This window comes from Streptomyces sp. NPDC020681 (genome assembly GCF_044334895.1).
GTDB lineage: Bacteria > Actinomycetota > Actinomycetes > Streptomycetales > Streptomycetaceae > Streptomyces.
Genome location: NZ_JBIRTX010000008.1, coordinates 402,104 through 419,937, shown reverse-complemented (window position 1 = coordinate 419,937; position 17,834 = coordinate 402,104). Strand labels below are relative to the sequence as shown.

At 71.0% G+C, this 17,834-nt stretch carries 17 protein-coding genes; 10 read left to right on the top strand and 7 right to left on the bottom strand.

The genetic code is table 11. The features are described 5' to 3' along the window. Together ACH4YL_RS22020 and ACH4YL_RS22015 are read left to right on the top strand one after the other, a co-directional pair. The coding region (locus tag ACH4YL_RS22020; protein WP_398509084.1) for an integrase core domain-containing protein at positions 1-252 on the top strand (252 nt) is incomplete at its 5' end. 137 nt (positions 253-389) lie between these two features. After that, complete coding sequence (locus ACH4YL_RS22015; RefSeq protein WP_398509083.1) at positions 390-968, top strand: TetR/AcrR family transcriptional regulator; 579 nt, start codon at positions 390-392, stop codon at positions 966-968. A 4-nt stretch (positions 969-972) separates the two neighbouring features. Here the strand turns inward: ACH4YL_RS22015 and ACH4YL_RS22010 are convergent, their stop codons facing one another. Further along, on the bottom strand, positions 973-2,151 hold the full coding sequence (locus tag ACH4YL_RS22010; RefSeq protein WP_398509082.1) for a thiolase C-terminal domain-containing protein: 1,179 nt from the start codon (positions 2,149-2,151) through the stop codon (positions 973-975). A gap of 36 nt (positions 2,152-2,187) precedes the next feature. Here ACH4YL_RS22010 and ACH4YL_RS22005 point away from each other — a divergent pair, with 36 nt between their 5' ends. The 3 genes from ACH4YL_RS22005 to ACH4YL_RS21995 all read left to right on the top strand — a co-directional run bounded on the left by ACH4YL_RS22005 (position 2,188) and on the right by ACH4YL_RS21995 (position 4,316). Beyond that, positions 2,188-2,559, top strand: coding sequence for an iron chaperone (locus ACH4YL_RS22005; RefSeq protein ID WP_398509081.1), 372 nt, complete (start codon positions 2,188-2,190; stop codon positions 2,557-2,559). Between the two features lie 78 nt (positions 2,560-2,637). Beyond that, the gene (locus ACH4YL_RS22000; RefSeq protein WP_398509080.1) at positions 2,638-3,840 is read left to right on the top strand and encodes an acyl-CoA dehydrogenase family protein; all 1,203 of its coding nucleotides are present in this window, start codon (positions 2,638-2,640) and stop codon (positions 3,838-3,840) included. Beyond that, a complete protein-coding gene (locus tag ACH4YL_RS21995) occupies positions 3,840-4,316 on the top strand; it encodes a nitroreductase family deazaflavin-dependent oxidoreductase (RefSeq protein WP_398509079.1) in 477 nt (158 codons plus the stop codon). The genes ACH4YL_RS22000 and ACH4YL_RS21995 overlap by 1 nt, the downstream gene beginning before the upstream one ends. A 91-nt stretch (positions 4,317-4,407) precedes the next feature. Here the strand turns inward: ACH4YL_RS21995 and ACH4YL_RS21990 are convergent, their stop codons facing one another. Next, complete coding sequence (locus ACH4YL_RS21990) at positions 4,408-5,055, bottom strand: TetR family transcriptional regulator (protein WP_398509078.1); 648 nt, start codon at positions 5,053-5,055, stop codon at positions 4,408-4,410. Positions 5,056-5,295: 240 nt separating this feature from the next. On the opposite strand from ACH4YL_RS21990, the gene ACH4YL_RS21985 reads away from it, so the two are divergent. The 4 genes from ACH4YL_RS21985 (at position 5,296) to ACH4YL_RS21970 (ending at position 10,019) form a co-directional block, all read left to right on the top strand. After that, the gene (locus ACH4YL_RS21985) at positions 5,296-6,126 is read left to right on the top strand and encodes a VOC family protein (RefSeq protein WP_398509077.1); all 831 of its coding nucleotides are present in this window, start codon (positions 5,296-5,298) and stop codon (positions 6,124-6,126) included. A 205-nt stretch (positions 6,127-6,331) separates the two neighbouring features. After that, on the top strand, positions 6,332-8,755 hold the full coding sequence (locus ACH4YL_RS21980; protein ID WP_398509076.1) for a PQQ-binding-like beta-propeller repeat protein: 2,424 nt from the start codon (positions 6,332-6,334) through the stop codon (positions 8,753-8,755). Positions 8,756-8,857: 102 nt separating this feature from the next. Continuing rightward, complete coding sequence (locus ACH4YL_RS21975) at positions 8,858-9,439, top strand: hypothetical protein (protein ID WP_398509075.1); 582 nt, start codon at positions 8,858-8,860, stop codon at positions 9,437-9,439. Between the two features lie 70 nt (positions 9,440-9,509). Beyond that, the gene (locus tag ACH4YL_RS21970; RefSeq protein ID WP_398509074.1) at positions 9,510-10,019 is read left to right on the top strand and encodes a hypothetical protein; all 510 of its coding nucleotides are present in this window, start codon (positions 9,510-9,512) and stop codon (positions 10,017-10,019) included. Positions 10,020-10,071: 52 nt separating this feature from the next. Here the strand turns inward: ACH4YL_RS21970 and ACH4YL_RS21965 are convergent, their stop codons facing one another. From ACH4YL_RS21965 to ACH4YL_RS21955, 3 genes are read right to left on the bottom strand one after another with little or no spacing between them, the layout of a single operon-like run. Further along, positions 10,072-10,848, bottom strand: coding sequence for an enoyl-CoA hydratase/isomerase family protein (locus ACH4YL_RS21965; RefSeq protein ID WP_398509073.1), 777 nt, complete (start codon positions 10,846-10,848; stop codon positions 10,072-10,074). Further along, positions 10,845-11,282 (bottom strand): Zn-ribbon domain-containing OB-fold protein, encoded by a 438-nt coding sequence (locus tag ACH4YL_RS21960; protein ID WP_398509072.1) that lies wholly within the window; start codon positions 11,280-11,282, stop codon positions 10,845-10,847. The genes ACH4YL_RS21965 and ACH4YL_RS21960 overlap by 4 nt, the downstream gene beginning before the upstream one ends. A gap of 1 nt (position 11,283) precedes the next feature. Further along, positions 11,284-12,432: a lipid-transfer protein gene (locus tag ACH4YL_RS21955; RefSeq protein WP_398509071.1), complete on the bottom strand. Its 1,149-nt coding sequence runs from the start codon at positions 12,430-12,432 to the stop codon at positions 11,284-11,286. 102 nt (positions 12,433-12,534) lie between these two features. On the opposite strand from ACH4YL_RS21955, the gene ACH4YL_RS21950 reads away from it, so the two are divergent. Then, positions 12,535-14,094 (top strand): FadD3 family acyl-CoA ligase, encoded by a 1,560-nt coding sequence (locus tag ACH4YL_RS21950; RefSeq protein ID WP_398509070.1) that lies wholly within the window; start codon positions 12,535-12,537, stop codon positions 14,092-14,094. Between the two features lie 87 nt (positions 14,095-14,181). Here the strand turns inward: ACH4YL_RS21950 and ACH4YL_RS21945 are convergent, their stop codons facing one another. Both ACH4YL_RS21945 and ACH4YL_RS21940 read right to left on the bottom strand, forming a co-directional pair. Further along, positions 14,182-14,496: a hypothetical protein gene (locus ACH4YL_RS21945; protein WP_398509069.1), complete on the bottom strand. Its 315-nt coding sequence runs from the start codon at positions 14,494-14,496 to the stop codon at positions 14,182-14,184. A 285-nt stretch (positions 14,497-14,781) separates the two neighbouring features. Continuing rightward, positions 14,782-17,727 carry an AfsR/SARP family transcriptional regulator gene (locus tag ACH4YL_RS21940; protein WP_398509068.1) on the bottom strand — a complete coding sequence of 982 codons (2,946 nt, stop codon included), beginning with the start codon at positions 17,725-17,727 and terminating at the stop codon, positions 14,782-14,784. Positions 17,728-17,834 lie beyond the last annotated feature (107 nt).

Genomic DNA, 17,834 nt, shown 5'->3' with positions numbered 1-17,834 from the left:
GCACTCGACGAGCTGGGAGCGGCCGGCAAACTCACCCGCATCTACCGGCCACAGACCAACGGCAAAGTCGAACGCTTCAACCGCACCCTGCTCGAAGAGTGGGCCTACCTGCGGCCCTACACCAGCAACACCGAACGCACCGCAGCCCTGACAGACTTCCTCCACACCTACAACCACCACCGCAGCCACACCGCACTCGAAGGCAAACCACCCATCACCCGCGTGAACAACGCTCCAGGGCAATACAGCTAGGGCCTGTCGTCTGGATCAGGCCCTGCTTCACCAGGATCCGCCCGCCCGCGGCGGGCTTCCTTCGCATGCCCGGCAGCACCACTCACCACGTAGTACTCCGTCTACAGTGGTCAGCCGGACGCGCGGAAGGATCACACATGCGTCAGAACCTCGCCCGGCGTGCCGCGCTCGTCGATGCGGCCATCGAAGTGCTTGCCCGCGACGGGGCCCGTGGGCTGACCTTTCGGGCCGTGGATGCCGAGGCGGGCGTGCCCAAGGGGACCGCGTCCAACTACTTTGCCCATCGGGACGATCTGCTCAACCAGGCCGGCGGCCGGATCTATGAGCGGCTGCGGCCGGACGACGCCACGATGGAGGCCATGGCCGAAGGGCCCGCCACTCGCGCCCGGACCGCTGAGCTGGTGCGGGATGTCGTGGAGCGGGTCACCGCGTTCCGTACGGGATATCTCGCGCTGCTGGAGCTGCGGCTCGAGGCCACCCGGCGGCCCGAGTTGCGCGCGGTGCTCACACAGCGGGTCAGCGAGGACGTGGCGAACAATGTCTCCGCCCATCTCGCCTCCGGGCTGCCCGGAGACGCCGACGCCGTGCGGATGCTCTATCTGGCGACCAACTGGCTGGTGGTGGAGCGGCTCACGCTGCCCGACGTGTTCCCCGAGCAGCAGGCGGGCGATCTGATCACCTCGCTCGTCGAGCGGCTGCTGCCGCCGGACCAGTAGCGCGTCAGTCGCGGCCCAGCACCACCGTCCCGGAGGAACAGAACCAGCCGCCCGTGCCGGACGCCACCGCCAGCCGTGGACGGTGGCCGTCCGGTGTGGACACCTGGTGGCCGCCCGCCTCGCCGCGCAGTTGCCGTACCGCCTCCACCAGCAGAAACAGCCCGCGCATGCCGGGATGGCAGGCCGACAGACCGCCGCCGTCGGTGTTCACCGGCAGCTCGCCTTCCAGCCGCAGCCGGCCCTTCTCGACAAACGGACCGCCCTCGCCCTTGGCGCAGAATCCGAGATCTTCCAGCGTCACGAGCGTCATATACGTGAAGGCGTCGTAGATCTCGGCGATGTCGATGTCCGCGGGCGTGACCCCAGCGCGCTCGAAGGCGAGGCGGCCGCTGACCGCCGCCGGGGAGACCGTGAAGTCCTCCCACTCGGACATCGTGGTGTGCGAGACGTACTCGCCGGTGCCGAGGATCCACACCGGGTCCTTCGCGGTGTCCGGCACGTAGTCCTCGGCCGCCAGCAGCACCGCGCAGCCGCCGTCGCTGCGGATGCAGCAGTGCAGCTTGGTGAACGGATCGGCGATCATCGGCCCGTCCAGCACGTCGTCCACGGTGATCGGGTCGCGGAACATCGCGTCCGGATTGGCTGCGGCGTTCGCCCGTGCCTGGACCGCGACCGAGGCGAGCTGCTCCAGCGTCGTGCCGTACTGGTGCATGTGGCGGCGGGCGGCCATCGCGTACTTGGCGATCAGAGTGTGTCCGTACGGGACCTCGAACTGGAGCGGTCCGCGGCCGCCGAACGACAGGTTGGAGGTGCGCCGCCGCGCCTTGATGTCGGCGCGGGCGGTGGATCCGTACACCAGGAGTACGGCATTGGCGTGACCGGCCGCGATGGCGTCGGCGGCGTGCGCCGCCATGACCTCCCAGGTCGCGCCGCCGACGGCCGTCGAGTCCACCCAGCGCGGCTTCAGGCCCAGATACTCGGCGACCTCGACCGGCGCGAGCGTGCCGAGTCCCGCGGAGCCGAAGCCGTCGATCACGGAGCGGTCGAGTCCGGAGTCGGCCAGTGCACGGCGTGCGGCCTGGGCGTGCAGGGCGTAGGGCGTGGGACCATCGACGCGACCGCAGTCCGAGAGGGATATGCCGACGATGGCGACCTTGCGGGGGGCTCGCGGTGTGGAAGGCATGAATCTGACGGTACATCAGATCGAGGGTGGAAGAGCATGCCCAGGAGTACTGCCGAAGACGTCGACGGCTACCTCGCCGAGGTCGTGGAGCCGGACCGGCTGACCGCCCTCGTCCGGATCCGCGAGCTGTGCCGGACCGAGCTGCCGGAGCACGAGGAGGTCATGGCCTGGGGCCTGCCCTGCTACCGCCCCGCAGGCGGTGAGCCGGAGATCTCCTTCGCCAACCAGAAGCAGTACATCTCCTTCTATCTGATGCGTCCCGACATCCGGGAGGCGTTCGAGGAGCGGCTGGCGGACCAGGACATGGGCAAGGGCTGTCTGCGTTTCCGGCGCACGGAGAAGATCGACTACGAGCTGGTACGGGACCTGCTGCGGGCGACGGCCGGGACACCCGGCGAGGCCTGCTGAGCCCCTGTCCCCGCACGCATCTGTGCATTTGCCGTCCCCGCCCCTAGCATGACGGCCCGTCAGATACGGAGGGGACCCATGGACACCGCCTCGACCGCCTTCACCGCACTCACCGCGGAACAGGACGAGATCCGCCGCACCCTGCGCGAGCTGCTGGCCAAACGGTCAGGACCGGACGAGGTGCGGGCCGCCGTACGCACCGCCGACGGATACGACACCCGGCTGTGGGCGCAGCTGTCCGAGCAGCTCGGGCTGCCGGGACTCGCGCTGCCGGAGTCGTACGGCGGTGTGGGCTGCGGACTCGCCGAGCTGGCGCTCGCCTGTGAGGAGACCGGGCGGGTGCTGCTGCCGTCGCCGCTGCTGGCCACCGCGGGACTCGCGGCGCCGCTGATCGCCGCGCTCGGGACGCCCGCGCAGCGCGAGGAACTCCTGCCGCGCATCGCGGACGGCTCGCTGACCTGCGCACTCGCGGTGGGCGGCGGCGCTCTCGCCGGGGCGCTCGGGCTGACCGGCTCCAACGCGTCCGGCGAGTGGGCCGGCGGCGGCCGGGCAGGCGGCGTCCAGGCGCGGCTGGTGGACGGCGCATGGTCGCTGTACGGGGAGGCCGGGCAGGTGCTCGACGGACACAGCGCCGGACTGCTGGTGGTCGCCGCCCACGCCGGAGGCTTCCCGCGCAGCCGGGTGCTGCTGTTCCTGGTACGGGCCGGCGGCGCGGGGCTGTCCCGTACCCGGCAGACCACCCTCGACGAGACCAGGCCGCAGGCCCGGATCGAGCTGCGGGACTGCGCGGCCGAGCTGCTCGGCGCGGACGACACGGCGGATGTGCCGGGTGCGCTGGCCCAGACCGGGGCGCGAGCGGCGGCGCTGCTCGCGGCGCAGGCGGTCGGCGCTGGGGCGAGCGCGCTGGACCGGACGGTGGAGTACGTCCGCGCACGCGAGCAGTTCGGCCGGGCGATCGGCTCCTTCCAGGCGGTCAAGCACCGGCTGGCGGATCTGTACGTACGGCTCCAGGCGGCCCGCTCGGCGGCGTACTACGCGGCCTGGGACCCGAAGGAGGGCGGCCTCGCGCTGGCCCAGTGCCTGGAGGCGCTCCGGGTGATCACGGCGGAGGCGATCCAGCTGCACGGCGGGATCGGCTTCACCTGGGAACACGAGGCGCACCTCTACTTCAAACGGGCGGCCGCCGACGAACTGATCTTCGGCCCGGTCCACCGGCTGCGGGCGCACGCGGCGGACGTGGCGGGCCTCTTCGCGGCCCCGGTCACCGAGGAGGTGGCCTGATGGCTCCCGGTGTCCGCCTGGTCCAGCGGGTCTCCTCGACCCGCACGTTCGCGAAGATCGCGCCCCATGTCATCCCGGCACTGGACCGCGCGGTGCACCGGCTGACGCGGGGCAAGGTGCTGCTGAGCGCGCAGATGCTGCCTGGGGTGATCCTCACGAGCCGGGGCGCGAAGACGGGCCAGGAACGGGTCACCCCGCTCGCCTGCATGCCGGAGGAGTCGGGGGACTGGATCCTGATCGGCTCCAACTTCGGCCGCGACGCCCACCCGGCGTGGACGGCGAACCTCCTCAAGCACCCGGAGGCGGAGGTGAACTGGCGCGGCGAGACGATCCCGGTCCGGGCCCGGCTGCTGGAGTCGGAGGAGCGGGAGCGGGTGTGGAAGGCGGCGCTGGTCTTCTGGCCGCCGTATGCGACGTACCAGTCGAGAATCTCCCGCGAAATCCGGCTCTTCCGCCTGACACGGCGGGATTCGTAAGTGGATCCGTAAGCGGGATCAGTAAGAAGGCGTGCGGGGCATGCAGAGCGCCATCCCCTGACAGGACTTGGGCCGGCGCTCCGCTCCGCGGCTACTTCGTCGGCTTCTTGCCCGTGATGCCCAGGTGCACCAACAGCGCCAGATTCGGCTTCAGTTCAGCCTGCTTGACGCCCCACGTCTGGAACCCCTTCTGGTGCGAGGCCACCGCCGCCAGCATGGCGACCAGCGAACCCGCCATCGCCGCCGGGCTCACGTCCTTGTCGACCTTGCCCTTGGACTGGAGGTCCTTCACCGCGTCCGTAAGGGAGTTGGTGACGGAGTTCAGGATCTTCATGCGGATCTTGTAGAACCGCTTGTCGCCCTCCGCCGCCCCGAGGTCCACCACCCGCAGGATGGCGTCGTTGCGGCGCCAGAAGTCGAGGAAGCCCTCGACCAGCTCTTCCGACGCCTGCCAGCCGGCCTTGCCGACCCAGGCGCGGCCGGAGACCAGTTCGGTCAACCCCGCGCCCTCCTTGGCCATTTCCTCGGCGATCTCGAGGACCGCGCCCTCGACGTCGGGGAAGTACTGATAGAAGGTCGCGGGTGAAGTGCCCGCCTTCCGGGCCACGTCGATGACTTTGACGTCCCGGTACGGCGAGGAGCTGAGCATCTCGCTGAGGCAGTCGAGCAGCTTCTGCCGCGTCGCCTGTCCGCGTCGTCCGGCCACTCGGCCGTCGACGGTGCGTACTTGTCCTGTCATGCCGTCAGCTTACCGAGGGGTGATCGGCGCGCTATTCGGCCGACTGCAAATGGGGTGCGGCAATAGTCTTATCAACAGCCTGTGGACAACTTCCGTGGACAAACGTCATGCGTCCATATGTGAACAAATGTTCTATGGAGCGGCCTGCGGCACCCGTGATGCGCCGTTAGCTTGAGTGTGAAGGGCCGAGTGTGACGGGTGCCACAGAACGCGGGCACCACAAGGGAAGGATCCACGGCCATGGCCGCATTCCCCGAAGGCACGCCGTGCTGGGTGGACGCAGCGCTCCCCGACGTCGAGGCCGGCAAGCGCTTCTACGGCGAGCTGTTCGGCTGGACGTTCCAGCAGCAGGGCGACGGCCCGTACGCCGACGTCTTCAGCGACGGAAAGCTCGTCGCCGCCCTCGCGCCCAAGACCGACGGGCGCATGCCCACCGTCTGGGGCGTCTACTTCGCCACCCCGGACGCCGCCGTACTCGCCGGCAGGATCACGGCCGCCGGCGGCCAGGTGATCGTCCCTCCGAACCCGGTCGGCTTCCCCGGCGCCTCCGGCATCGCCGCCACCGCCGCCGACCCCGGTGGCGCCGTCTTCGGGCTCTGGGAGGCGGGCGACCGGGCCGGCTTCGAGAAGCAGGGCAAGCCCGGCTCATACTGCTGGGCCGAGGTGTACACCCGCGACAAGGAGCGGGCCGACCCGTTCTACGAGACGGTCTTCGGCTACACCGGCACCGACCTCGAGGACGACTCGGTCGACTTCCGGCTCTGGTCGCCGCGCGGCGCCGAACCCGGCGAGGAGACCGCGATCGGCGGCCGCAGCGTGATCACCGACGCCTTCCCCGCCGAAATGCCCGACCACTTCCTCATCTATTTCTGCGTCGACGACTGCGACGAGGCGGCCGCCGCCGTCACCCGCCTCGACGGCCGCGTGCAGGCCCCGCCCTTCGACACTCCGTACGGTCGAATCGCGGTGCTCACGGACAATCAGGGTGCGACCTTCGCCGTACTCGCCGAGCCGGAGACCGAAGCGGACGACGAGATTGCCGCGAAGGAGGCGGAAGACGCCGCCAAATAGGCGGAACCGGGCGCTCCGACCCCCTGGTCCCTGCCCGAATCCGGGTGAGACACCCCGATCCGCCCCCGGGTTCGCAACCGCCGCCCGAGACAGGAAGAATCAGGGTGCGCACCGCTGAGGGTCTCGGTGGTGAGACGCTGCACGGGGCTGTGATGAACGGGCTCCATTTCGATCTGGGGCCCGTACGGGGAGGTGGCAGGCAGGTATGGAGCAGCTGACGCAGCATGACCCGAGACGGATCGGTCCGTTCGAGGTACTGGGCCGGCTCGGTGCCGGCGGAATGGGGCTGGTCTATCTCGCCCGGTCGGCGTCCGGCCGCCGGGTGGCGATCAAGACGGTGCGCACCGAGCTCGCCGAGGACCAGCTGTTCCGTGTCCGCTTCACCCGCGAGGTGGAGGCGGCCCGGGCGGTCAGCGGGTTCTACACCGCCGCCGTGGTGGACGCCGACCCGCGCGCGGCCGTGCCGTGGCTGGCCACCGCGTATGTCCCGGCCCCGTCGCTCGAGGAAATAGTGAATGAGTGCGGGCCGATGCCGGCCCAGGCGGTGCGCTGGCTCGCGGCCGGCATCGCCGAGGCGCTGCAGTCCATCCACGGCGCGGGCCTCGTCCACCGCGACCTCAAGCCGTCGAACGTCCTCGTCGTCGAGGACGGCCCCCGCGTCATCGACTTCGGCATCGCGTCCGGCGTCTCCAACACCCGGCTGACCATGACCAACGTCGCCGTCGGCACGCCCGCCTACATGTCACCCGAGCAGGCCCGTGACTCGCGCAGTGTGACCGGCGCGAGCGATGTCTTCTCGCTCGGCTCCACGCTGGTCTTCGCGGCGACCGGACACGCTCCGTTCCACGGTGCGAACCCGGTCGAGACCGTCTTCATGCTGCTGCGCGAGGGCCCGGACCTGGCCGGGCTGCCGGACGAGCTCCGGCCGCTCATCGAGTCCACCATGCAGATGGAGGCCGGGCGGCGGCCCACGCCCGAGGACCTTCAGGCGCAGCTCGCACCGCATCTGTTCTCCTCCGGCAGCGACGACAGCGGCACCGCGTCCGCCTGGCTGCCCACCCGGGCCACCGCGATGATCGAGCAGCGCCGCGGCGGCGGACGGACCACGGCCCCCGCGCAGCGGCCGGCCGAACCCGTGCCGGCCACGCCTCCCGCTCCGCCGCAGCGGCCGCCGAGGCAGCAGCCCGCAGCCAACGGAGACTGGGACTCGTCCTGGCGCGGTGGCAGCGACCCGCGCACCGGCCAGGGCGCGCCCGCGTCGGCACCCGCGGTCGCCGAGGCCGGGCCCGTACGGCTGCCCGGCGTCAAGGTCCCGATCGGCCCCGGCCCCCGGGTCGCCGAAGCCGGCCGCGGCGCGGTCGCCGAGGCAGGACCCGCCACCGGCTGGGTCCGCCCGCCCGCCCCGCTGAACGGCTCCGACGCCGCCACCAGCGCCATGCCGCCGCCCACAGCCGCTCCCGTGCCGCCGCCCGCGTCGCCGCCGGACGGGGCGCCCGGTCACTGGCGGCCCTGGCGTTTCCGGATGTCGAACGATGTCTGGGGCACACCCGTGGTCGACGGCGATCTGCTCTACGTCACCTCCTTCGAGGTGCACGCCCTGGACGTCGGCAGCGGCCGCCGCCAGTTCAAGACCCGTGACGTGGCCTGGGCGATGGCCGTCGCGGGCGGCCGTATCCACGCCTCGGACGGGCCGACGCTGTACGCACTCGACGCCGCCAACGGCCAGGAGCGCTGGCGCGTCCAGACCGACGCGTGGGTCTACTCCCTCAAGGTCGACCGCGGCACCGTCCTCACCGGGACGCGCGGCGGCGGCGTACAGGCCTGGGAGGCGTCCAACGGCGAGAAGCTGTGGGAGCTGACCGGGGCGCAGACGGACTTCGAGACCCCGGAGGCCGGGCCCGCGGTCTTCGACGACACGGTGTACGTGTGGAAGGACGCGCGGCTGCGCGCGCTGGAGGCCCGTACCGGCGTCGAGCGCTGGTCCTATCCCGTTGGCGACGCGGCCTCCTGCGGCAATGTGCCCGTCCGGGTGCAGCCCGCGCCCGACGGCTATGTGTACATCGCGGCCGGCACCCGCGTGCTCGCCGTCGACATCACGAGCGGCCTGGTCCGCTGGCACTTCGAGTCCCCCGCGGTCTTCCTCTCACCGCCCGCCTACGCACCGGGACCGGCGGTCACCGGCGGCGGCGTGTACCTCGCCGACTATCTCGGCACGGTGTACGCGCTGGACGCCACGACCGGCAAGGACCGCTGGCGCATCGCCACCGAGTCGCGCCAGTCGCTCGAGCCGGTCCTGGTCGCCGGAGGCAACGTCCATGTGGGCAGCGGCAGTGCGCTCTACACGCTGGACGCGGTGACCGGCACGCCGATGTGGCGCTTCGCCGCGGGCGGCGAGGTCACCGGCGCACCGGTGGTCGCGGACGGCCGCGTCCACTTCGGCTCGGCGGACCATGTGCTCTACACGCTCGACGCGAGCGGCGGCCAGCTGCGCTGGAAGCTCGCGACGGGCGGTGAGATCACGGGCTCGCCGGTGGCTCGCGGCGGTGTGGTGTACGCGTGCAGCAAGGACCGGTGCGTGTACGCGCTGGACGCGGTCAAGGGGACGGCGACGGGGCGGGGCGGGCGGTAGCGGAGCCCCGGGCGGTGCCGCCCGGGACGTGCCTCGGATGGCGGGTCGTACACCCCGGGCGTAGCGTCGTGATCGAGAGCGCACCCTCGGAGGTGGCCGACGATGCTCCGCAACATCATCGGCTCCGTCCTTGCGCTCGTCGGAGCGACGGCCGCCGTATGGAGCCCCTTCCGTGACTGGTACGACGGCCGTCACGGGCGCACTTACCGCATCCAGGACCTCTTCGACGGGATCACCGTCACCCAGGCCGAAGTCGCCGGGTCGATCCTGCTGCCGTTCCTCTTCGCCGCGCTGGTGGCGCTGGCGGGCGTGGTGCTGCGTTCGCGGCTGCTGGTCGCGTTCTCCGGAGTGATCGTGCTCGGCTTCACCATGCTGTGGATGGTCCGCCAGGGCCAGGCTGAGGGCAGCCTCACGATCGGCGGGACGGGCGGCGGCCTCGGCGAGGGAGTGGCCATGGCGGTCGGCGGGGGACTGCTGCTGCTGGTCGGGTCGCTGGTGATGAGCGGCCGCGGTGCGCGCGATGTGCCCGAGGAAGAGCTGGACTACGAGTGGCCGTACACACCTCCGGATGATCAGCAGCCTTACACCGAGCCTCCGCGTTACACCGAGCCTCCGCCTGGCACCGGACCTCCGCCAGGCACCGGACCTCAGCCCTGGGACTCGTCCCCGCCCGACCGCCCCTGATTCGCGACTGCTACGGTTTCGCGCTGTTGTCAGGTACGTCAAGTGCCTCATGTTCAGGGGGAGATGGACGATGGTGCGCCGACGTCTCAAGTTCGCTGTTGTGCTCGTTGCCGTAGTGCTCGCGCTGACCGGATTCTCGAGTTCGTCGACGGGTGGCAAGGGCGGCAAGAGCAAGTCGAAGGGCAGCGGCGGCGGCTGCTCCAGCTCCAAGAAGTCGAACAACGGCTACCACGACTACGACGATGACGACTACGACGCTGGCTCCACTTCGGGTTCCGCCGGTTCGGACCCGTACAGCACCGCCACGCCGACGCCCACCTACTCCTCGGCGGGTTCGGCCGAGGCGTATGTCGTCGACTGCGTGAAGAAGGGCAGCGGCAAGCGCAAGGCCGACACGTCGGCGACGGTCAAGGTCACGGTGGAGTCCACTTCGACGCAGGACTACGAGGTCGACGTGAAGTTCCTGGACGCGGCCGGCGACGTCGTCGACTGGGCAGACACCACCGTACTCACACTGGACGGCGGCGAGACCCGGACCATCACCGTCAAGATGCAGAGCCCAAGAAGGTGTCGCGCGTGACGGAGTGCCGAGTCAGCGCCCGGCTCAACAGCTAAGGGTCTTCCGCGGGCGGCTACCGCAGCCGGAACCCGCCCCGGCCCCGCCCGCTCCCGAACAGCTCCTCCTGACCGTCCGCCGGCAGGTTTCCCAGCGCGATCAAGTGCGGTGCGAGCGCGAGCGCCTGGGATCGTGCCGCCTCCCGCGCCGACCACACCGCGCGGACCGTCCCCTGTACCGCCTCCGTCGGGTACGAGGCCACCACCGCGGCCGCCCGCAGTGCCGCGGCCGCCGCCTCGCCAGGGTCCGTGAGCTCCGAGACCAGGCCCGTCTCGTACGCCCGCGCCGCCGACGTCCGTTCCGCCGTGCCCATCAGTGCGATGCGCGCCACCTCGCCGAACGGCATCCGCTGCGCCAGATAGATCGTCTCGTACGCGCTGACCATCCCGTAGGTCGTATGCGGGTCGAAGAACGTCGCCTCCCGCGAGGCCACCACGAACTCGCTCTCGCCGAGCAGATAGAACGCGCCTCCGCACGCCATTCCCTCCACCGCCGCGATCACCGGTTTCCACAGGTCGTTCGCCTTCGGGCCGATGGCGATCAGCGGATCGTCGATCGAGTACGGCGACGACGGCTGCGGCACCTCGGCACCGCGGTCGATGCCGGTGCAGAACGCCTTGGTCCCCGCGCCCGTCACCACCACCGCCCGCACCGTGTCGTCGAAGCGGAACTCCCGCCAGACGGAGGAGAGTTCGGCCGCCATCGCCAGATCGACGGCGTTGTGCTTCTCGGCCCGGTCCAGCGTGACCAGCGCGACGCCGGTCTCCTCCACCGTCTCCACCCGGATGCTCATGTCCGCTCCAGCAGCCACCGCGGCACGGTGATGTCATCGAGACGGACGAACGCCACCTTCACTCCCGCGCCGATCCGCAGCCGCGCCGGATCGACGGAGTTCAGCGGCGCGTCCGCCGCCGCGACCACATTGCCGGCCAGCCGGATCCGCGGCGCGTCCGCGAGTTCGACGACGACCGCGTTGTACGGGGCCTGTTCCGCGTACGCCGGGAGCAGCGGCGGGTGCGGCACGACGTAGGACCAGATGCGGCCGCGGCCGCTCATCCGTTGCCACGAGCTGTCGAAGGAGTGGCAGTGCGGACAGCAGGGCCGCGGCGGAAAGCGCAGTTCGCCGCAGGCCGCGCAGGCCTGGACACGCAGCTCGCCGCGGGCCGCGTACTCCCAGAAGGGCGCACCGTCCTCGTCGAGAACGGGCGACAGCAGGGCGTCGGACATCTCAACTCCTCAGCAGTACGGCCGATGTGGGCACGCCTTCGCCGGCCGTGACCAGGCACGTTCCCGCTCCTGGCACCTGCGCCGTGGACACGCCCCGCAGCTGCTTCACGCCCTCATTGATGAGGTTGAAGCCGTGCACATACGCCTCGGACAGCCCGCCGCCCCCGGTGTTCATCGGCAGCCGGCCGCCGATCTCCAGCGCACCGCCCTCCGTGAACGCCGCGCCCTCGCCGCGGCCGCAGAAGCCGTAGCCCTCCAGCGACAGCGGGATGAGCGGGGTGAACGCGTCGTAGATCTGCGCCACGTCGACGTCCTGCGGGCCGAAGTCCGCGGTCTTCCACAGCTGCCGGGCGGCCGTCCAGGCGGGGCCGGTGAGCGGGTCGTCGTTCCAGTAGTTGACCATGCCGTGGTGCTGGGCGGGCAGGCCCTGGGCCGCGGAGTGGATGTAGACGGGCTTGTGGCGGCAGTCGCGGGCCCGTTCGGCGGAGACGATGACGCAGGCCAGCGCGCCGTCCGTCTCCAGGCAGTTGTCGAAGAGGCAGAGCGGCTCGCTGATCCAGCGGGCGGTCATATACATGTCGCGGGTCAGCGGCCGTTCGTACATCATGGCGGCCGGGTTCTGGTTGGCGCGGTTGCGGCAGGCGAGCGCGACATTGAAGAGATGGTCGCGGGTGGCCCCGTACTCGTGCATGTAGCGCCGCGCGAGCATGCCGATCTCGTCGGCGGGCCGCAGCAGTCCGAAGGGCCGGGTCCACTGGGCGGGCGTGGGCAGTTGGACCGCGGTGTTCTTCCACGGCCGCGGGCCGCTGCCGCGTTTGCGGGAGCGCCAGGCGATGCCGACGCTCGCCTGGCCGGTGGCGATCGCTGCGGCGAGATGCGCGAGGGTGGCGCAGGAACCGCCGCCGCCGTAGCCGACCTTGGAGAAGAAGGTGACATCGCCCGCGCCGACGGCCTTCGCGATCTCGACCTCGTCCGTCTCCTCCATGGTGTACGAGGCGAACGCGTCGACCTCCGAGGGGTCGATGCCCGCGTCGTCCAGGGCGGCGAGGATGGCCCGGCAGGCCAGGGTCTTCTCGGATTCGGCAAGTTGTTTCGCGAACGGGGTCTGGCCTATGCCGGCTATCGCCGTCGCGTCTTTGAGTGCGCCCATGGACACCTCCGCCGATCGGCCGTTCGATCTACTGACAGCGCGTCAGGCTACAGCTAATCTGACGGTTAGTCAGCTACTGCGACTGTGACGGGAGGGCTAGCGATGCGCGGCGACCTGGAGTGGGGCACCATCCCGAAGCTCGTACGGGACGCGGCCGAGCGGTACGCACAGCGTGAGGCGGTCGTCGAGGGCCGCACCCGCGTCTCGTACGCCGAACTCGGCGAACGCGTCGAACGGGCCGCGGCCGCCTGCATGGCCTCCGGCGTCGAACCCGGCGACCGGGTCGCCATCTGGGCCCCGAACACCCTCGACTGGATCGTCTCCGCGCTCGGCGCCGTCACCGCCGGCGCCGTGCTGGTGCCGCTGAACACCCGCTTCAAGGGCACGGAGGCGGCGTACGTCCTCCAGCGCAGCGGCGCCAGGCTGCTCTTTGTCACCGGCACCTTCCTCGGCACCTCGTACGTCGCATCACTGCGGCGCGCGGACGTCGAACTGCCGCGGCTGGAGCAGGTGGTGGTGCTGGCGGACAGCGCGCCCGAGGACTACCGGACCTGGAAGGACTTCCTGGCGGGCGGCGACTCCGTCTCGGCGGAGCAGGTCCGCGTCCGCGCCGACTCGGTGACGCCGGCCGCGCCGTCCGACATCGTCTTCACCTCCGGCACCACCGGCAGCCCCAAGGGCGCGGTCATCACGCATGCGCAGACGCTGCGCTGCTACGACATCTGGAGCGAGCTCGCCGGACTGCGCGAAGGCGACCGCTATCTGATCGTGAACCCGTTCTTCCACACCTTCGGCTACAAGGCCGGCATCATCGCCTGCCTCATGCGTGGCGCGACGATGGTTCCGCAGCCGGTCTTCAACGTCGACACCGTGCTGGCGAACATCGCATCCGAACGCATCTCCGTCCTGCCGGGACCGCCCACGCTGCACCAGTCCCTGCTCGACCATCCGGCCCGCGACGCCCACGACCTGTCCGCGCTGCGGCTGGTGGTGACGGGCGCCGCGGTCGTGCCGCTGCGGCTGGTGGAGCGGCTGCGCACCGAACTCCGCATCGACACCGTGCTCACGGCGTACGGCCTCTCCGAGGCGAGCGGCATCGTCACCATGTGCCGCCGCGGCGACGCCCCCGAGACGATCGCGGCCACCTCGGGCCGGGCGATCCCCGGCACCGAGATCCGCGTCCTGGCGGAGGGTCCGGGTGAACCGGGCGAGGTGCTGGTGCGTGGACACAACGTGATGCAGGGCTACTTCGACGACCCGGCCGAGACGGCGAAGGCCGTCGACGCGGACGGCTGGCTGCACACGGGCGATGTGGGCGTGCTCGACGAGGAGGGCAATCTCCGGATCACCGACCGGATCAAGGACATGTTCATCGTCGGCGGCTTCAACGCCTATCCGGCGGAGATCGAGCAACTGCTGGGCCTGCACCCGGATATAGCGGACATAGCGGTGATCGGCATTCCCGATCCGCGGCTCGGCGAGGTCGGCAAGGCGTATGCGGTACGGCACCGGGGCTCGACGCTCACGGCGGACGACCTGATCGCCTGGTCGCGCCGTGAGATGGCGAACTACAAGGTGCCGAGAGAGGTCGAGTTCGTGACGGAGCTGCCGCGGAACGCGAGCGGCAAGGTGCTCAAGACGGAGCTGCGGTCGCGGTCCTAGGCGGCGGGTGCCGTCCGGACATGCCGCGGCCGCGACGGCACCCCCTCCGTGCCGCCGCGGCCGTACCCCTGCGAAGGGAGTCCCGGGTCAGGGCTTGGGCGGAACCGGCGTGTGGTTGTCCTGAGTCGTGGCGGGCGCGCTGTCGGCGAGGAACTTCGGCGGCGCGGGGGTGTGGTTGTCCTGGGTGGTGACGGGTGCGCTGTCGGCGAGGAACTTCGGCGGCGCGGGCGTGTGGTTGTCCTGGGTGGTGACGGGTGCGCTGTCGGCGAGGAACTTCGGCGGCGCGGGCGTGTGGTTGTCCTGAGTGGTGACCGGCTTGCCGTCGGCCAGGAAGGCCGGCGTCGACGGAGTGTGGTTGTCCTGCGTGGTGATCTCTTCAGGCTTCTTCTCTGTGTTGCTCATATTTCCGTCCCCCATGGGATGGCCCGATTTTGGACTGTGAACCAGAGGCGGCCTTCTGCCCGGAGACTCCCCCGAGGGTCGCCGGACAGAAGGCCGGAGGACCATCCGCTCGCCCCCCGGAGAGGAGAAGGTCCCAGGTGATCCGTCTGCCCCCCGACGCGACGGATCGACTGCTTCCGAGCATGTCGGACGAGCATAAACATTCGATGAACGTCCTGGCCGCAAGCTGTCACGCTTGACCCGGCCCGCTGTTACAAAACTCTCCGGCACGGAAGAAGGACCAGGTCACGCCGCACTGAGCGGGGCAAGCAGTTCCCGTGCCTCCGCGGCCTCCGCCGCACCCGACTGCTCGTGCAGCGTGAGCGCCTCGCGCCAGCAGGCCCGCGCACGGTCCGCCTGGCCCAGGCTGTCCAGCGCCCGGCCCAGCGTGATCAGCACGTTCGCACGCGTACGGTCGCCGCCGATGCAGCCGATCGCGAGCGCCTGCTCGGCGTGCTGAGCGGCCCGTGCCGGACGATGCGCGGCCAGATGCGCCTGGGCGATGCGGAAGAGCGTGGTGCCCTCCCACAGCCGCTGCCGGTTCGTCTCGAAGCTCTCCAGGGCGTCAAGCAGTTGCTCCAGCGCTTCGGTGTGGCGACCCGCCTGGGTGAGGGCGACGCCCAGGGCGTAGCGGGCGTTGCCCAGCCGCAAGGTGTGTCCTATGCCGTCGTATATGTCGACGCCCTGCTCGGCGAGTTCGATGGCCTGCGACGTGCGGCCCATGGAGAGCTGGATGCGCGAGAGATTGCACACCGCGCTGGCTTCGAGAGGCCGGTTCTTGTCGGCTCTGGAACCCGCGATCGCCCTGCGCAGATGCTCTTCCGCCTCCGCGTACCGGCCCTGGTTGAAGGCGATGATGCCGCGGTCGTTCGCCGTCCAGTAGACCGGAGCGGGGTCCTCGGCGGACTGCGCGAGCTCTGCCGCCTGCTTGGCCTCCTCGTCCGCCTCCGCGTAACGCCCCGCCACCAGGTGGACGTTGGTCAGCGAGGTGCGCACGCGTGCCTCCGTGCGGACGTCGTCGGCAGCACGGGCACCGTCGAGCGCCGAGAGAGCCACGCTTTCGTACAGCTTCGCGTTGGCACCCGACTCCGCCAGGTCCTTGGCCGCCCACAGCAGGTCGACGGCCCGCCGCAGCCGGTCGCCGGCGGTCGACTGGTGCGCGCACGCCAGCAGCGAGTTGGCCTCGGTGTACAGCCAGTCCTGCGCCTCCTGCCGGTCCGTGAAGACCAGGCCCTGGTAGGACGTGGGTTCCAGGTGGTCCACGACCCGGTCGCCCGGGCGCTCTATCGCGAACACCCGTGCCGTCGAGGCCAGATAGAAGTCCAGCAGCCTGGAGAGCGCCAACTCCGTCTCCACCGGCGGATGCTCGTCCCGCTCCGCGCACGCCCGCGCATACAGCCGTACGAGATCGTGGTACCGGTACCGCCCCGGCGCCGCCGACTCCACCAGTGACGTGTCGACCAGGGCCTCGATCAGGTCCTCCGTCTCCTGGAGCGGCCGGCCGAGCACCGCGGCCGCCGCGGCGAGCGAGATGTCGGGGCCGTCGGCGAGGCCGAGAAGGCGGAAGGCGCGGGCTTGGGCGGGCTCCAGCTGGCCGTAGCCGAGTTCGAAGGTGGCCTTCACCGCGAGGTCGCCGGCCTGGAGTTCGTCCAGGCGGCGGCGCTCGTCGGCCAGCTTCGCCGCGAGCACGGAGACGGTCCAGGTGCGGCGGGCGGCCAGCCGGGATGCGGCGATACGGATCGCGAGCGGCAGGAAACCGCAGGCAGCGACCACGTCGAGGGCGGCCTCGCGTTCGGAGTTGACCCGCTCGTGGCCGACGATCCGGGTGAACAGCTGGAGCGCCTCGTCCGGCGACATGACGTCGAGGTCGACGAGGTGCGCGCCGGCCAGGTCGACCATCCGGACCCGGCTGGTGACCAGCGCGGCGCAGCCGGCCGTGCCGGGCAGCAGCGGGCGGATCTGGGCGGCGTCACGGGCGTTGTCCAGCAGGACCAGGACGCGGCGTCCGGCCAGCGCCGTGCGGTACAGCGCCGCCCGCTCCTCCAGTGAGTCCGGAATCGCGGAGTCCGGGGTGCCGAGCGCGCGCAGGAACGCGCCGAGCACGGCCTCCGGTTCGGCCGCGCGGTTGCCCGCCCCCTGCAGGTCGACGTAGAGCTGTCCGTCCGGGAAGTGCGGCCGGGACTCGTGGGCGACATGGACGGCGAGGGTCGTCTTGCCGACGCCGCCGATGCCCGCCAGCGCGGAGACGGCCATGATCGAGCCCTCGGCGGTGGCGAGCCGGTCGCCCAGTTCGCGGACGAAGGAAGCGCGTCCGGTGAAGTCCGGGACGGTGGCAGGCAGTTGCGCGGGCCGGATGACCTGCGGGGCCGGTGCGGGCTCCTCGCTCGGCCTGGCCAGTTCAGCGTCGGCCTGCAGGATGCGCTGCTGGAGCTTGGCCAGCTCGGGCCGCGGATCGACGCCGAGTTCCTCGGCGAGCAGCCGGCGGGTGTCCGCGTACACGGCAAGCGCCTCGGCCTGCCGTCCGCTGCGGTACAGCGCCAGCATCAGCAGTTCGCGCAGCCGCTCGCGCAGCGGGTGCGCGGCGGTGAGCGCGGTCAGTTCGGACACGGCCTCGGCATGGCAGCCGACCTCGAGATCGAGGTCGAGCCGGGTCTCCAGGAGCTGGAGCCGCCACTCTTCGAGACGGGCCCGCTGGTTCTCGGCGTACGGCCCCGGCACATTGGCCAGCGGCTCGCCGTCCCACAGCCCCAGCGATTTGTTGATCAGCACCCGGGCCTGGCAGCGGTCGCCGGTGCCGCGCGCCTTCTCCGCCTCACCGGCGAGCTCCTGCGCCACGGCGAGGTCGAGCGCGTCGCGCCTGACCCGTATGGCATAGCCGCCCGACTCGCTGACCAGCGCGTCGGCGGAGAGCACCTTGCGCAGCCGTGAGGCATACGTCCGGACGGCGGCGAGTGCCTGCGACGGCGGGTCCTCGCCCCAGATGGCGTCGATGAGTTCGGAAGCGGTCGCGGTGCGTCCGTCGCGCATCAGCAACGCGGCGAGCAGGGCCCGCTGTTGCGGGGAACCGGACGGCAGGGCCTCACCGCCGCGCCAGGCACGCACCGGCCCGAGCACACTGAAGCGCAGGTCAACGACGCCGCTCTGCATCGGAGCGCGCTGCTCCGGTACGCGTGGCCCGCGGTCACGGTCCATAGCTGCCCCCTGCCCCCGAACTGCCGGAATCGCCCTCGACAGTCTGCCCTGTGCATGGCGGCCCCGTCAGCAGCGGGGCACTTCCTCCTCGCCCTTGCCCGTGTCGG

Bases quoted from the DNA above. Each gene is read 5' to 3' on its own strand.
- ACH4YL_RS22015 (WP_398509083.1), top strand. From the start codon at position 390: ATGCGTCAGAACCTCGCCCGGCGTGCCGCGCTCGTCGATGCGGCCATC.
- ACH4YL_RS22010 (WP_398509082.1), bottom strand. From the start codon at position 2,151: ATGCCTTCCACACCGCGAGCCCCCCGCAAGGTCGCCATCGTCGGCATA.
- ACH4YL_RS22005 (WP_398509081.1), top strand. From the start codon at position 2,188: ATGCCCAGGAGTACTGCCGAAGACGTCGACGGCTACCTCGCCGAGGTC.
- ACH4YL_RS22000 (WP_398509080.1), top strand. From the start codon at position 2,638: ATGGACACCGCCTCGACCGCCTTCACCGCACTCACCGCGGAACAGGAC.
- ACH4YL_RS21995 (WP_398509079.1), top strand. From the start codon at position 3,840: ATGGCTCCCGGTGTCCGCCTGGTCCAGCGGGTCTCCTCGACCCGCACG.
- ACH4YL_RS21990 (WP_398509078.1), bottom strand. From the start codon at position 5,055: ATGACAGGACAAGTACGCACCGTCGACGGCCGAGTGGCCGGACGACGC.
- ACH4YL_RS21985 (WP_398509077.1), top strand. From the start codon at position 5,296: ATGGCCGCATTCCCCGAAGGCACGCCGTGCTGGGTGGACGCAGCGCTC.
- ACH4YL_RS21980 (WP_398509076.1), top strand. From the start codon at position 6,332: ATGGAGCAGCTGACGCAGCATGACCCGAGACGGATCGGTCCGTTCGAG.
- ACH4YL_RS21975 (WP_398509075.1), top strand. From the start codon at position 8,858: ATGCTCCGCAACATCATCGGCTCCGTCCTTGCGCTCGTCGGAGCGACG.
- ACH4YL_RS21970 (WP_398509074.1), top strand. From the start codon at position 9,510: ATGGTGCGCCGACGTCTCAAGTTCGCTGTTGTGCTCGTTGCCGTAGTG.
- ACH4YL_RS21965 (WP_398509073.1), bottom strand. From the start codon at position 10,848: ATGAGCATCCGGGTGGAGACGGTGGAGGAGACCGGCGTCGCGCTGGTC.
- ACH4YL_RS21960 (WP_398509072.1), bottom strand. From the start codon at position 11,282: ATGTCCGACGCCCTGCTGTCGCCCGTTCTCGACGAGGACGGTGCGCCC.
- ACH4YL_RS21955 (WP_398509071.1), bottom strand. From the start codon at position 12,432: ATGGGCGCACTCAAAGACGCGACGGCGATAGCCGGCATAGGCCAGACC.
- ACH4YL_RS21950 (WP_398509070.1), top strand. From the start codon at position 12,535: ATGCGCGGCGACCTGGAGTGGGGCACCATCCCGAAGCTCGTACGGGAC.
- ACH4YL_RS21945 (WP_398509069.1), bottom strand. From the start codon at position 14,496: ATGAGCAACACAGAGAAGAAGCCTGAAGAGATCACCACGCAGGACAAC.
- ACH4YL_RS21940 (WP_398509068.1), bottom strand. From the start codon at position 17,727: ATGGACCGTGACCGCGGGCCACGCGTACCGGAGCAGCGCGCTCCGATG.